Annotated in this window: 14 protein-coding genes and 1 tRNA gene; 4 read left to right on the forward strand and 11 right to left on the reverse strand. The window is 53.7% G+C overall.

The features are described from left to right. Positions 1-2: 2 nt before the first annotated feature. The 4 genes from AAC599_RS02470 to AAC599_RS02485 form a co-directional block, all read right to left on the reverse strand. Positions 3-1,232, reverse strand: a complete 1,230-nt coding sequence (locus tag AAC599_RS02470) for an ammonium transporter (RefSeq protein ID WP_340148818.1) — start codon at positions 1,230-1,232, stop codon at positions 3-5. 225 nt (positions 1,233-1,457) lie between these two features. Beyond that, positions 1,458-2,783: an ammonium transporter gene (locus AAC599_RS02475; RefSeq protein ID WP_340148819.1), complete on the reverse strand. Its 1,326-nt coding sequence runs from the start codon at positions 2,781-2,783 to the stop codon at positions 1,458-1,460. Between the two features lie 10 nt (positions 2,784-2,793). Continuing rightward, positions 2,794-3,132: a P-II family nitrogen regulator gene (locus AAC599_RS02480; protein ID WP_293961804.1), complete on the reverse strand. Its 339-nt coding sequence runs from the start codon at positions 3,130-3,132 to the stop codon at positions 2,794-2,796. 203 nt (positions 3,133-3,335) lie between these two features. Then, complete coding sequence (locus tag AAC599_RS02485) at positions 3,336-4,703, reverse strand: amidase (RefSeq protein ID WP_340148820.1); 1,368 nt, start codon at positions 4,701-4,703, stop codon at positions 3,336-3,338. Between the two features lie 51 nt (positions 4,704-4,754). On the opposite strand from AAC599_RS02485, the gene AAC599_RS02490 reads away from it, so the two are divergent. Continuing rightward, positions 4,755-5,984 (forward strand): UbiH/UbiF/VisC/COQ6 family ubiquinone biosynthesis hydroxylase, encoded by a 1,230-nt coding sequence (locus tag AAC599_RS02490; RefSeq protein WP_340148821.1) that lies wholly within the window; start codon positions 4,755-4,757, stop codon positions 5,982-5,984. A gap of 4 nt (positions 5,985-5,988) precedes the next feature. Here AAC599_RS02490 and AAC599_RS02495 read toward each other — a convergent pair whose 3' ends face one another. The 5 genes from AAC599_RS02495 to AAC599_RS02515 all read right to left on the reverse strand — a co-directional run bounded on the left by AAC599_RS02495 (position 5,989) and on the right by AAC599_RS02515 (position 8,817). Then, positions 5,989-6,372 carry a DUF971 domain-containing protein gene (locus tag AAC599_RS02495; RefSeq protein ID WP_340148822.1) on the reverse strand — a complete coding sequence of 128 codons (384 nt, stop codon included), beginning with the start codon at positions 6,370-6,372 and terminating at the stop codon, positions 5,989-5,991. Beyond that, positions 6,372-6,572: a Trm112 family protein gene (locus AAC599_RS02500; protein WP_340148823.1), complete on the reverse strand. Its 201-nt coding sequence runs from the start codon at positions 6,570-6,572 to the stop codon at positions 6,372-6,374. The genes AAC599_RS02495 and AAC599_RS02500 overlap by 1 nt, the downstream gene beginning before the upstream one ends. A 22-nt stretch (positions 6,573-6,594) precedes the next feature. After that, complete coding sequence (locus tag AAC599_RS02505; protein ID WP_340148824.1) at positions 6,595-7,254, reverse strand: LON peptidase substrate-binding domain-containing protein; 660 nt, start codon at positions 7,252-7,254, stop codon at positions 6,595-6,597. Then, complete coding sequence (trxA, locus tag AAC599_RS02510) at positions 7,251-8,156, reverse strand: thioredoxin (RefSeq protein WP_340148825.1); 906 nt, start codon at positions 8,154-8,156, stop codon at positions 7,251-7,253. Before trxA ends, AAC599_RS02505 begins: the two co-directional genes overlap by 4 nt. A 160-nt stretch (positions 8,157-8,316) precedes the next feature. Continuing rightward, on the reverse strand, positions 8,317-8,817 hold the full coding sequence (locus tag AAC599_RS02515; RefSeq protein ID WP_340148826.1) for a prolyl-tRNA synthetase associated domain-containing protein: 501 nt from the start codon (positions 8,815-8,817) through the stop codon (positions 8,317-8,319). Between the two features lie 159 nt (positions 8,818-8,976). Here AAC599_RS02515 and AAC599_RS02520 point away from each other — a divergent pair. Further along, positions 8,977-9,051 (forward strand) — tRNA-Gly (locus tag AAC599_RS02520). Positions 9,052-9,095: 44 nt separating this feature from the next. On the opposite strand, the gene AAC599_RS02525 is transcribed toward AAC599_RS02520, so the two are convergent. Next, positions 9,096-9,521 (reverse strand): PaaI family thioesterase, encoded by a 426-nt coding sequence (locus AAC599_RS02525; protein WP_340148827.1) that lies wholly within the window; start codon positions 9,519-9,521, stop codon positions 9,096-9,098. A 118-nt stretch (positions 9,522-9,639) separates the two neighbouring features. Here AAC599_RS02525 and AAC599_RS02530 point away from each other — a divergent pair, with 118 nt between their 5' ends. Continuing rightward, positions 9,640-10,434 carry an enoyl-CoA hydratase/isomerase family protein gene (locus tag AAC599_RS02530; protein ID WP_293961825.1) on the forward strand — a complete coding sequence of 265 codons (795 nt, stop codon included), beginning with the start codon at positions 9,640-9,642 and terminating at the stop codon, positions 10,432-10,434. 52 nt (positions 10,435-10,486) lie between these two features. Beyond that, positions 10,487-12,133 (forward strand): AMP-binding protein, encoded by a 1,647-nt coding sequence (locus AAC599_RS02535; protein ID WP_340148828.1) that lies wholly within the window; start codon positions 10,487-10,489, stop codon positions 12,131-12,133. Here AAC599_RS02535 and AAC599_RS02540 read toward each other — a convergent pair. Beyond that, positions 12,109-13,053 (reverse strand): helix-turn-helix domain-containing protein, encoded by a 945-nt coding sequence (locus AAC599_RS02540; RefSeq protein ID WP_340148829.1) that lies wholly within the window; start codon positions 13,051-13,053, stop codon positions 12,109-12,111. The genes AAC599_RS02535 and AAC599_RS02540 overlap by 25 nt on opposite strands. Between the last annotated feature and the right edge of the window lie 22 nt (positions 13,054-13,075).

The raw sequence follows: 13,075 nt of genomic DNA on the forward strand, positions 1-13,075 counted from the left end.
ATTCAGCGTACATCTTCTTCCGGATAGGCGCCGATTTTATGAATACTGAGGTCCGCGCCGAGGAACTCATTTTCCTCTGACAGGCGGATGCCGCTAATGGCCTTAAGAACGCCATAAACAAGAAAGCCGGCGAGCAAGGCATAGACACAGCCAAGAAGGCTGACGAAGAGCTGGGCAAAAAAGCTTACGCCACCGAGACCGCCAAGAGCCTCAAGCCCGAAGATTCCGGCCGCCGTACCGCCCCAAAGTCCGCAAAGACCATGCAAGGGCCAGACACCGAGGACATCATCCACCTTCAGTTTGTTCTGACAGATAGTAAAAGCAACAACAAACAATCCCCCTGCAACGGCGCCGGTTGTCAGAGCGCCGACGGGGTGCATGATGTCCGATCCGGCGCAAACGGCAACGAGACCCGCTAATGCGCCGTTATGGATAAATCCAGGATCGTTGCGACCGGCAACGAGGGCGGCAATAATTCCGCCGACCATGGCCATAAGCGAGTTTACAGCGACAAGTCCCGAGATGCCTCCAATTGACTGGGCGCTCATAACATTGAAGCCGAACCAGCCAATGCAGAGTATCCAGGATCCGAGTGCGAGAAATGGGATATTGGAGGGAGGAATACCGATAACACGGCCATCTTTCGTGTAGCGCCCCCGCCGGGGTCCCAGAAGCAAAACTGCCCCGAGGGCAACCCAGCCGCCAATGGCATGGACAACGATTGAGCCCGCAAAATCATGGAACCCGACGCCGAAGATATTCTCAATCATGCCCTGAATGCCAAAATTTCCGTTCCAGACGATGCCTTCGAAGATCGGGTAAATCAATGCGGTCAGAATTGCTGTTGCGGCAAGCTGCGGCCAGAACTTTGCGCGTTCTGCAATGCCGCCGGAAATGATTGCCGGAATGGCAGCTGCAAATGTGAGCAGGAAAAAGAATTTTACGAGATCATAACCGTTGCTGGCGAAGGCATATCCTTCAGCAGTTGTTTCGCCAGAGAGGACTGATGCATTGACGAGAAAATCGACGCCATAGGCGACAGCATAGCCGATAAAAAAATAACAAACTGTCGAGACGCCGAAATCGGCAAGAATTTTGACGAGTGCATTCACCTGATTCTTACGACGGACTGTTCCGACCTCAAGAAAGGCGAAACCGGCGTGCATGGCGAAAACAAGAATAGCTCCAAGCAGTACGAACAGAACGTCCGTGCCCGAAATTCCCTCAGACATTTACAAAGCTCCCTCATGATATTGCCGCGTTGGGGCGCGGATTGCCTTCCCTGTATCAAGGAATGTGCCAAGAGAGATTTTAGGGGTTTACCCTAGCTTTGACGAGAATTGGAGGGATTCAGAAAAAGAAAATGCCCAAGAAATAGTCAATAAATTGACCAAAACTTGAGCATTTGCTGCAATGTTGCGCAGAAGAGATTCTGAGCAACACGCTTTAGCTTGGAGTTAGAAGGACTGGGAGCCTTGCCCGAATTCAGGGTAAGCCTCAAGTCCAAGTTCTGCTTTGTCGAGGCCTTCAAGCTCGTCCTCTTCGCTCGCTCGGATGCCGATCGTGAATTTCAGGATCAGCCAGAATATGGTGCTGAGGACGATTACGAAAGCGCCGATGGCAATGATACCAGTCAATTGTGCGACGAAGGTCACTTCCGGATCGGAAATCGCAACGGCGATTGTGCCCCAGATGCCGCAGAACAGATGGGCCGGAATAGCCCCGACGACGTCGTCAATTTTCAGCTTGTCGAGCAACGGTACGGCAAAGACGACGATGACACCACCGAGAGCACCGATCAGGATCGACATGCCGATTGTTGGATCAGCAGGTTCTGCCGTGATCGAGACAAGGCCGCCGATCGCACCGTTCAGCGCCAGCGTAAGGTCGACCTTCTTGTACATGATCTGGGTTACGATCATCGCAGCAAGGACACCGCCTGCTGCGGCCATGTTTGTATTGGCGAAGACATTGGCCATTTCGATTGCACTGGCTGCAGAGCCGAGTGCGAGTACAGAGCCGCCGTTGAAGCCGAACCAGCCGAGCCAGAGAACAAATGTTCCAAGCGTTGCAAGGGGAAGGTTTGCGCCCGGGATCGGGTTTACTCTGCCGTCGGACGTGTATTTCCCTTTACGGGCACCCAGGACAATGGCACCTGTCAAGGCGGCCCAGCCACCAACGGAATGCACCAGTGTTGATCCGGCATAGTCAGAGAAGCCCATTTCGGAGAGCCATCCGCCACCCCATACCCAGGAACCCTGGATCGGATATATGATTGCGGTCAGGAGCACGACGAAAAGGAGGAAAGGCCATAGTTTGATCCGTTCAGCCAGCGCACCGGATACGATGGAAGCGGCGGTTGCCACGAAAACCATTTGGAAGAACCAGTCAGAGGAGGCTGAGTAACCACCATCAGAAAAAGTCCCGGCCAGTGCTTCTGCATCATCGGGTCCCCAAAACGGGCTGAAGCTTCCAATATAACCGGAAACGTCCATATACATCAGATTGTAGCCGATGAGATAGAAGGTAAGTCCGGCAATCGAATAGAGGGCGATATTCTTCAGGCAGATCGTTGCGGTGTTCTTCGACCGAACAAGGCCACTTTCCAGCATGGCAAAGCCTGCCGCCATCCACATGACGAGAGCGCCGTTCACCAGGAAGGAGAAGGTATTAAGAACATAGGCGGTTTCACTATCGACTGCCGCGAAAGCAGGCGCGGCGCCGATAAGAGCAAAGGCCGCAGCTGATGCGGCGGCAGTTTTTATGTATGTCAAGTTACGCATCAATATTCTCCTAGAGCGCATCTGCGTCGGTTTCGCCCGTGCGAATACGGACCACATTCATCAAATCGAAAACAAATATTTTTCCATCACCGATCTGTCCGGTTTTGGCGGCACCGGCGATGGCTTCCACCACCCGTTCAGCCAGATCCTCTTTCACAGCGACTTCAATTTTAATTTTAGGAAGAAAGGAGATGGCATACTCTGCGCCACGGTAGATTTCCGTATGCCCCTTTTGTCGGCCATACCCCTTAACTTCGGTTGCTGTCAGCCCATCGACGCCAATCGATGTCAGGGCGTCGCGCACTTCATCAAGTTTGAAGGGCTTGATAACAGCCATAACCAGCTTCATGATGCTCACCTCTTTGACTTGTTCGTGACCGGAAAAGAATGATCCCGGTTTCGAGTCCCTTTTTTCAAGACCCGTGCCAATTGAGATGTGGAGAAATTTCTAATTTCTTATCAAAGGGTTAACATGGAGAGGGCAAAATTGAGGGGATCAAAGAGGTCAAAAAATGACTAAAAATTATGCAATATGATGTATTTGCCTAAAAATTAGACATTTAGCGGTTTGAGGGCCTGCTCAGCCGCAGCAGAAAGGCGTAGCAGCTTTCCTTCGGAGCCTCCTGGTGCCATCAGCATCATGCCAACGGGCAACCCGCTTTCCAGACCGCACGGCAGCGTTGTGGCGCAGAGACGCAGCAGGTTTGCGAGCCGCGTCAGGCTGATCGACATGAGTGTCGCACGGAGGTAGGCCTCGGTATTTTCCAGGAGCGGAGCAATTGCCGGGGGGTGTTCCGGCTGCGTCGAACCAACCACGAGATCATATACCGCGGTTTGCTCCAGATAGTCGGCTGTCAGCCTTTCCATGCCCCGATAAAGGGCGGCGGCATCAACAGCAGAGAATTTCTCCGCTGCCAGAATACGTTCTGCTATCGGTTCGTACATGACACCCGGATTGGCTCGTATCTGATCACCATACATCATGCAGGCTTCAATGGCTGCCGGACTTCCATGCCGGGCAGAGAGCGCTATCACCTCATCGAAGGCCGGCACAGGTCCTTCCGTGATTTCCGCTCCTGCTGCCTGCAATAAAGACAGCCCCTTTTTCACTTGGACTAGGATTTTGGGATCGCAGAGTTCATCAAACTGGCTCGTCGCGCGCAGGATTTTTACACCTTTCAGGGATACACCTGCGAGGTCGGCTTTTGGCCTGCCGGATAAAATCGAATAGAGAATATTTGCGTCCGCGACGTCCCTGGTAAGCGGACCAATGGTATCCTGTGAATACGAGAGCAGCATCGCGCCTTTTAGGGAAATTTGACCATGCGTTGTTTTAAGGCCCGTCAGGCCGCACCAAGCGGCGGGAATTCGGACGGAACCCGCCGTATCCGATCCGATTGCGGCTGGGGCCAGCCCTTCAGCGATGGAAAGCGCTGCTCCGGCGGATGATCCGCCCGGCACTCGTTCAACTTCCTTATCGAAGGGATTTGGTCCCGTGCCCGTCCAGGGGTTGACGCCGATGCCGGAAAAGGCAACATCCGGCATGTTCGTTTTTCCAAGGCATACGAGACCGGCACGGCTCGCCCGCATCAGACATTCAGCATCTTTCTCAGGGATACGGCCTTCGAACAGGCGTGATCCCCCTTCTGTTGCAACACCGGCAGTATCGAACAGGTCCTTCCATGAAATCGGTACACCGTCCAGCGGGCTGAGTCGCGTGCCATTTTCAGCGCGAACCCGGGCGGCGGCGGCTTCCTTCAATGCCCGTTCTTCGGTCAGGCGGACATAGATACGTTTCTGGGGATCATGTTCTTTAATCCGGCCGAGAAAATATTGCGCAAGTTCAATTGAATCAATTGCCCTATCGCCTATATGCTGCCCGAGTTCAAGGGCGGTCATGTCGTGCCAGTTTTTTGTCATGCGGGCAGATTAGGCCTATATTTAAAGCGAGGCAATAGAGGTAGCGAGTTAATGGCGGAGAAAATGTCAGGCAAGACAATGGAAGCGGATATTCTTGTTGTCGGCGGTGGATTGAACGGTCTGCCGTTTGCGATTGCGGTCGCTGCGGCGGGGCTGGAAGTCGTCTTGCTGGAGCGGGAAACGCCAGCCAATCTTGTCGACGCGAAGTTCGATGGAAGGGTATCCGCCATTGCGCATGCATCGCGAAATCTGTTGGTTGCGTCCGGTGTCTGGAATCATGTCGCCGAGAAGGAGCCAATGCTGGATATCCGCATTACGGACGGTCCCTCGAAATGTTTCCTCCATTACGATCATCGCCAGCTCGGAGAAGAGCCTTTTGGTCATATGGTTGAGAACAGGCATCTTCGTGAAGCTCTCTACCGGCGTGCCAAGGAAATTCCCACATTAACCGTTTTGGCACCGGCAGAATATCGATCGGTCACGCGAGATAGTAGCGGCGTTACGACGCAACTTGAGTCGGGCGATATTATCAAAGCGAGACTTGCCGTTGGTGCTGATGGCCGTAATTCTCCGCTTCGAAAAGAGGCAGGGATCAAGACGATGGGCTGGTCCTATGACCAGATGGGGATTGTATGCACTATTGCCCATGAGTTGCCTCATCATGGTGTCGCCCAGGAGCGTTTTCTCAACCCAGGCCCCTTCGCTATCCTGCCGATGACGGGCAACCGTTCCTCTCTCGTCTGGACCGAGCCGACAAAACGGGCACAGGTAATCATGGCGCTAGGCAAGGAAGACTTTCAGAGGGAAATGGCGAAGCGTTTTGGGAATTATCTCGGAAAACTGGAGGTAGTTGGCCCGCACTGGAGTTATCCGCTCAACCTGCATCAGGCGGAAAGATATGTCGATGAACGCCTTGCGCTGATCGGAGACGCGGCCCACGGCATGCATCCGATTGCCGGGCAGGGCCTCAACCTTGGTCTGCGCGATGTGGCGGCGCTTGCCGAGGTGGTGATTGATGCGGCCCGGCTCGGTCAGGATATTGGCGGCGTTATGACGCTTGATGATTATCAGCGCTGGCGCCGGTTTGATAGTGTCACCCTGCTGGCAATTACGGATGGCCTGAACCGTCTGTTTACGAATGATATAGGTCCTGTCCGGCTTGCCCGTGACCTTGGTCTTGCGGCAGTAAACCGGATGCCGCATCTCAAGGGCTTTTTCATGGAGCATGCGCGTGGCACGGTTGGCAAGATGCCACGGCTTCTTCGCGGAGAGGCGCTTTGAGGGATTATGGGTCGCGGCTCAGTCCGGCTCGGGCTAGATTGTCCAAATAAATCTTCCAAACACCTTCCTGATTGAGGCCGAGCTCATAGAGGTAGGCCCAGGAAAACAGCCCGGTGTCATGGAGGTCATCAAACGTAATGCGTATGGCATAATTTCCTACCGGCTCCAGACCCATAATCCCTACATGCCGCCGGCCGGAAACCGTTTGCTTCTGGCTCGCGCCATGGCCTTGCACCTCGGCCGATGGACTTTCAACTCGCAAAAGTTCGGCCGGAAAGCGAAAAGAATGCCCGTCTTTGAAAGATACCAACAGTGCTTTTTCAGATTTTTTTAGGCGCACTTCCTGCGGCTTCGGACGGCCGGCCTGGTCATAAATTTCACCGCTCATTATCTTTTTATCTCGTCTATTTCCCGGGCCTCATCCATCAACATGATCGGTATGCCGTTGCGGATCGGATAGGCAAGTCCGGCGGCCTTGCTGACCAGCTCGTTATTCTCCCGATCAAAAATCAGAGGACCCTTTGTGAGCGGACAGACAAGGATTTCGAGTAGTTTCGGATCCACAGCAAGGTTCTTATTTTCGCTCATGGCTTGGGGCTTTCATTCTTTTTTATTGGACAGTGCGATGGGCTTCAACCTGTTGAAGCATCATCTGCAAAAGACTGATCAGCAGATGCGATCGTGTTGCGATGTCGGTGGCCTCCAGAAGGGCCTGTTTTTCCGCAGGTGAAAAAGGACAAATCATTGAAAGAGAATTCACGAGGCTGTCATCTTCAAGATGGTCCAAGGTCTGCCAGTCGCTGGAGCCATCTTCAAATTCCAGAAAATGATGCAACGCGTCATGAAGCGCGTCCCGGTCGACGCAATTTCTGTGAACCGGTTCCAGGTCATGCTTGAACTTCTGGTAATTCGCGGTGACCTGGCGGTATGGCGTCGCGATATCAAGTTCCTTTACGATTTCAAACCGGCACATCCCTTCCAGCGTGATCCGCAGCATGCCGTTGGGCAATTCTCCATATTCGCATATCTTGCCGACACAGCCGACGTTATATATTTCCGGTGTTATCATGTCGGATTCCGGATCCCGTGGCTGGACCATCCCTATAAGTCGGTGCGTCGCCATGGCGTCCTGCACCATGGCGAGATAACGTGGCTCAAATATATTGAGCGGCAGGTGGCCGTTTGTCAGCAGCAGGGCACCGGTCAGCGGGAAGATCGGTAATACAGGCGGGAGTTCTTCCAATCCCGTATTTGCCCCGGTGTCCGTCATGCGAAGAGGATCGTGGACAACTGCCGTCGAAGCGTTTTCGTAAGCGGGTTTGTCGGTCCCAACATATCCAGAAGTTTTAATAGCTCCTGACGTCCTGCCGCTTCATTCCAGTCGCGATCGCGGCGGATAATCTCGATCAGCTCGTTTCCGCCTGCTTCGTGATCACCATTCCCGACCAGTGCCTTTGCAAGTTCAAGCCGGGCATCCAGATCATCCGGGTTTTGTTCGACTTTCGCACGCATAGGTTCCAGTTCCGAGGCATCTGTTGCGTTTTCCGCAATCGAGATGGCGGCAAGGGCTGCTGACACAGCCGGGGATTTTTGCGGGCTGTCGGGAATCGTTTCCATCAGGCTTTTGGCCGCCTCCAACTCGCCAAGCTTGACATAAAGCCGGGCCAGCTGCGCTTTGGCATCAACATGATCAGGTTTTATTTCGAGAATTTTGGCAAAGGCAGCCAGAGCAACTTCCGTGTCGCCCGACTCCAGTGCCTCGGTGCCGGACCCATAGGCTTCTTCCACAGGGGACGGGCCAATCGGCCCCGCGTGACGCTCGACAAACTCCTTGATCTTGCTCTCGGGCAGGGCGCCCATAAAACCATCGACCGGTTGTCCGTTCTTGAACGCAAACACCGCCGGAATGGATTGCACTTGCAGGCTCTGCGCGATTTGCGGATGCTGGTCGATATCAATTTTGATGAGTTTTACCGCACCTTTGGCATCCTTGACGACTTTCTCGATTATGGGGCCAAGTTGTTTGCAGGGGCCACACCAGGGAGCCCATAAATCTACAAGAACAAGGGTTTCCTTGCTGGCTTCGACCACATCCTGCATGAATGTCTCGGTGGAGCCATCCTTAATCCAATCATCGCCTGAGCCGGCGCCGTCACTAATCAGAGTTTCCATAAGTCCAGTTTACCAGTATTTATTCATTACCAAAGTAGCTTACGCCGCCGAAGCCGACAGCCGCACGAACCTTGAAATAGCACCTAAATCTGTCTTTGTTAAGTGGGCCTGTTGGTGATTTAGGCCAGAGCTGTAAACAATCAAGGCGCCGTCGAAATTCTCAACTGTGTTCAGGAAGGTCCAGAATTTGCGGTGTGTGCCCGCAATCGGCGATGAACTTCTCCAGATCATGTGGCAAAATCTGTGTCGTCATTGTATTGCGGAGCGGATGATAGTTGAGCAGGTCAAGGGTCATCATCCGCTTCTCAAGGACGACAGATACTTTTTTGTCCGTATCGTTTATGAGGGAAAAGGGCGTCACGGAGCCGGGTTCGACTCCCAGCACTTCGAACAACAGATCCGGCTTGCCGAAACTCAGGTTCTTCGCGCCGACAAGACTCCTGAACGCCTTGAGGTCCACTGCCGTTTCCTGAAGGCAGATGATAAGATAAAGATCGCCATTCTTGTCTTTCAGGAACAGGTTCTTGCAATGTCCGCCGGGGAGATGGTCGGTCTGCTCTTGCGCCTCTTCGACCGTGAAAACCGGCGCATGATGATGGGTTTCGTGAGTGATTCCCAATGCGTCAAGTTTGGCGAACAATTCCTCGGGCGTTGCAGGCATTCTTGGTCCTTTCGTCTACCGGATTGACGGGGAAACTAGCGGCTCTATCCATTGAGGGAAATAAAGAAATGGTAAAAGCCGCATTTTTTCAGAAAACGCGCTTGCATTCAGGGGCTATTTACGTATTATCCCGCCTCGCAACCGATGTTGCACGCTCGAGCGGGCGTAGCTCAGGGGTAGAGCATAACCTTGCCAAGGTTAGGGTCGTGAGTTCGAATCTCATCGCCCGCTCCATTATTTCAAAAGGCCCGGCCGGAAACGGCGGGGCTTTTTTGTTTTTACTTTTGCGCTTCGAGCAACCGGAAAACTCCACTTGCGTTAAAAACGATCCTGTCGCCGACCCAGGCTTCGGCCTCGACAAAGGCGAAGCCGTCACTCGTTCCGCTCTGTCGTGCCGTTCCTTCAAGCCAGTCACCGATATCCGCCGCAGCACTGAAATTGCAATTCAGGCTGACCGTTACAGAAGGTATCCGGTTTGCCCGCCGGACAGCCGTGGCCATCAGACCGTCGGCGAAGGTAGTTATCATGCCGCCATGCAGCCGTCCGCGTGAATTGCAATGGCGTTCCGTAATGAAGAGGCCGTGCCAAAAACGATCCCCATCCACCTTGTGATAGAACGGGCCATTGTGAGTGGAGAAAGGCCCACGTGTCAGGCTTTCCTTGAAGCCTGGCGGGGGTTCTCTATGTGATGGGATGTCGCTCATGCTGGCGGCCCTTGATTCAAATATTTTTGTGCATTGACTTTCGTTATTAGACTTTCTATTAATCTTATAACGAAAGTTACTATAGCAGACAAGAATACCTAACGGGGAAGGAAAAAGAATGAGCGACTATAAGAAACTGATCTTCGACCGACAGGATGCTGTCACGACAATTACCCTCAACAGGCCCGAAGTGCATAATGCGCTGGACCGGGAGCTTTCCGCCGAGTTGAAGGACGCCATTCTGGCCGTTCGCGCCGATCGGGAATGCCGGGTCATGGTCCTTCGCGGTGCGGGGAATACCTTTTGCGCCGGTGATGATATCAAAGAATTCAACGAATGGCGGGGCGATGAGAGCTACTGGCAGGTAAGGCTTTATCAGGAAACGGTGCAGCTGATCGAGGACCTGACTCCTGTCACGATTGCCGCCGTTGATGGTGTCTGCACAGGCGGCGGGCTTGAATTGACGCTTGTCTGTGATTTTGTGGTGGCGACTGACCGGTCACGCTGGGGCATGCCGGAAATTGACTGGGATATTACGCCTGGCTGGGGTGGTCTATCGCGCATTCCGAAATTTGCCGGGCGGCGCAAGGCGAAGGAATGGAATCTGATCGGCATGATGTTCTCTGCGGAAAAGGCGGAACGCTATGATCTGGTCAATCGCGTTGTCGCCCCGGAGGAGCTGGATGATCAGGTTGCCCAGCTGACGCATATCATGCTGCAGAAGCATCCGATGACGGTCCGGCGAACCAAGTTCGCCTTGAACAAAAGCGCAGACTTGCCGGTGCAGGGCGCGTTGGCATTTGAAGTCCCCATCATGCCATATGCACGTGGGTCTTCCGGCCTGAAAGATTTTAAAGATGCGGACTCCCGCAAGAAACGGCGGGAGCTTTCAAAGGATTTCTGGTCGGATTAAAATTGCTATCCACCGGTCGGGTTCGGTCGGTGGACTGCTTTGGGGTAACTGAATGTTCCATTTGCCTGAGGTGCTTGATTGCGTTGCGGCGGCAATACCGGATCGTGAAGCGATCGTTTGTCGTGGGAAGCGCTGGACCTTCGCGGACTTCCAGAAAAGGTCGAACCGTCTAGCCAACGCCTTGCTTGCGCTCGGGCTCGGCTGCCATCAGGAACGTGCGCAGTTGGAGAATTGGCAATCCGGGCAGGACCGACTCGCCATCTATCTCTATAATGGCAATGAATATCTGGAGTCGATGTTCGGCGCCTTCAAGGCGCGCCTCGCCCCGTTCAATGTTAACTATCGCTATGTCGAGGAGGAGCTAGTCTATCTTCTCAACAATTCCGAAGCACGGGTAATCGTTTATCAGCGGAGCTTCGGTGAAAAGCTGGCCGCAATCCGGGATCAGCTTCCGGCCCTTCAGTATTACATTGAAGTCGATGATGGCGGCCCTCGTTTTATTGAGGACGCCGTTGACTATGAAGACTTGCTGAGGGAGTCTGAGCCCACAACGCCGACATTACACTACAGCCCGGACGATCTTTATATTCTTTATACCGGAGGCACCACCGGAAAGCCGAAGGGCGTGCTCTGGCGGCAGGGGGATATAATGATTTCCGTTCTGGGCGGGCGGCGGTTGTCCGACAAGGGTATCATTGACAACCTTGAGGAAATCGCCGCCACCGCCCTGAAAGGAACCATGCCGGTAATGCCTGCCCCTCCCTTCATGCATGCGGCAGGACAATGGAACGCCATAATGGGATTGTTTGCCGGCAACACTGTTGTCATCCAGGATTGGGTGGATCAGCTCGATCCAACCGATATTCTTGATACAATCGACCGGGAAAAAGTCGTGATGATCTCGATTGTTGGAGATGCCTTTGCACTGCCCCTTATCAAGGAGATGAAGAAGGGTAAGCATACCCTCGCGTCGTTACGCTTCTTTTTGAACAGTGGTGCCCATTTATCCGTCAAAACTAAACATGAGTTGGTTCGGCTGCTCCCGAAAACCCGCATTCTTGATTTTCTGGGATCCTCTGAAGGGGGTAATCAGGGACAGCATGTCGATGATGTAGAGGGAAATGCGCCCGGAACATTCCGCCTATCTCCCGGCAATGCGGTTCTGAATGACACCAAAACAGGACTGCTGGGACCGGGGCATGCGGGCGTTGGGTGGTGGGCCCGGCAGGGTTATGTGCCGATCGGCTATCTTAATGATGAAGTTGCCACGAAGAAGACCTTTGTTGAGCTGGCGGGGGAGCGATACGCGATTGCCGGTGATCGTGCCCAACTCCTGCCCGGAGATATTGTCCGTCTCCTTGGCCGTGACTCTCTGGTCATCAACAGTGGCGGTGAAAAGGTTTTTGTCGAGGAAGTGGAAGAGGCTCTGAAGAAGCATGCGGCCGTCACGGATGCTCTGGTTGTGGGCCGGCAGAGTTTGCGTTGGGGACAGGAAGTCGTTGCCGTTATTGCCTGTCACGATGGGCAAAATCCAGGCATTGAGGAGCTTAAGGCAGAATGCGCCCGGCATATTGCCCGTTACAAACTGCCAAAAGCGGTTTTCCTCGTTCCGGAGATACCGCGTCATGCTAATGGAAAACCCGACTATAAATGGGCAGGAAATTACGTCCGCTCTCAATCCGTCGGGGAGGATGGCTGATAGGCTACCTGATCGAGGTCAACTTTCGTATTACAAGTCCGGCAGAAAAGGGTTGCCGAAAACACATGTCCGCATCTCTTATGGGTCAGGATCAGGGGCGGGCCCTTATCATCGGCAAGCCATTTATCACCCCAGGCAATGATCGCGAGCGGAATTGCATATAGCGCCATACCTTTCTCGGTCATTCGATATTCCGAGAGATGCGGCTGGTCGGGAACAGGGTGGGTTTTTAATATGCCCGCTGCAACAAATCGTTTAAGGCGCGCCGCCAGAATATTGCTCGCGATGGACAGGCGGCGTTGAAATACATCAAACCGCCGAACACCGTAAAAGCATTCCCGTATGATCAGGAAGCTCCATGGGTCTCCAATTGTCGCCATGGTTCGCGCGATGGAACAGGGGCGTTGTCGCTCCAGCAGGCTTTGCTCGACATATCTCATCTTGGCGAATTTTTCCCGTCCCTTGCTTCGGGTCCGAATCCGGCTTTCAAAATGAACTTCCCGGGGGTCAACCGAATGACGGCATTCAGAGCAGACCACCGCATTTTTAAGCGGCTCGCCACAATTCAAATGGATTAGGCATTCCCCTGCCGCCTTTTCGCTGGTCCAGTCCTGCCCCCAGTTCATGGCGGCGACTAAGGCGGGCAGCAGATCACGTCCTTGCTGCGTCAGGAAATAACCCTTGCGCCGTCCTCCCTCGCTGAGCGGGCGCTGCTCCATGACGCCATACCGAACAAGACGTTTGAGCACGCGTTTCAACGACTCGCGGGCTATTCCTAGGTTCGACTGAAAGCTGTCAAACTGGACTGCATGTTCCAAGAGTGCTTCTCGCAGCACCAGAAACGTCCAGGCTCCGCCGAGAATCTCGAAGGAACGCTCGACCGAGCAACTGCTATCCACCAATAACTCATTCTGCAACATCCTGTTTCTATAGCACTGCCAT

Origin of the sequence: uncultured Sneathiella sp., from assembly GCF_963976355.1 — a bacterium.
Classification (GTDB): Bacteria; Pseudomonadota; Alphaproteobacteria; order Sneathiellales; family Sneathiellaceae; genus Sneathiella.

Coding starts and splice junctions, on each gene's coding strand:
- AAC599_RS02540 (WP_340148829.1), bottom strand. CDS start 13,053: ATGTTGCAGAATGAGTTATTGGTGGATAGCAGTTGCTCGGTCGAGCGT.
- AAC599_RS02525 (WP_340148827.1), bottom strand. CDS start 9,521: ATGAGCGACATCCCATCACATAGAGAACCCCCGCCAGGCTTCAAGGAA.
- AAC599_RS02495 (WP_340148822.1), bottom strand. CDS start 6,372: ATGAGCGGTGAAATTTATGACCAGGCCGGCCGTCCGAAGCCGCAGGAA.
- AAC599_RS02475 (WP_340148819.1), bottom strand. CDS start 2,783: ATGCGTAACTTGACATACATAAAAACTGCCGCCGCATCAGCTGCGGCC.
- trxA (WP_340148825.1), bottom strand. CDS start 8,156: ATGGAAACTCTGATTAGTGACGGCGCCGGCTCAGGCGATGATTGGATT.
- AAC599_RS02505 (WP_340148824.1), bottom strand. CDS start 7,254: ATGACGGACACCGGGGCAAATACGGGATTGGAAGAACTCCCGCCTGTA.
- AAC599_RS02535 (WP_340148828.1), top strand. CDS start 10,487: ATGTTCCATTTGCCTGAGGTGCTTGATTGCGTTGCGGCGGCAATACCG.
- AAC599_RS02470 (WP_340148818.1), bottom strand. CDS start 1,232: ATGTCTGAGGGAATTTCGGGCACGGACGTTCTGTTCGTACTGCTTGGA.
- AAC599_RS02485 (WP_340148820.1), bottom strand. CDS start 4,703: ATGACAAAAAACTGGCACGACATGACCGCCCTTGAACTCGGGCAGCAT.
- AAC599_RS02500 (WP_340148823.1), bottom strand. CDS start 6,572: ATGAGCGAAAATAAGAACCTTGCTGTGGATCCGAAACTACTCGAAATC.
- AAC599_RS02490 (WP_340148821.1), top strand. CDS start 4,755: ATGGCGGAGAAAATGTCAGGCAAGACAATGGAAGCGGATATTCTTGTT.
- AAC599_RS02515 (WP_340148826.1), bottom strand. CDS start 8,817: ATGCCTGCAACGCCCGAGGAATTGTTCGCCAAACTTGACGCATTGGGA.
- AAC599_RS02480 (WP_293961804.1), bottom strand. CDS start 3,132: ATGAAGCTGGTTATGGCTGTTATCAAGCCCTTCAAACTTGATGAAGTG.
- AAC599_RS02530 (WP_293961825.1), top strand. CDS start 9,640: ATGAGCGACTATAAGAAACTGATCTTCGACCGACAGGATGCTGTCACG.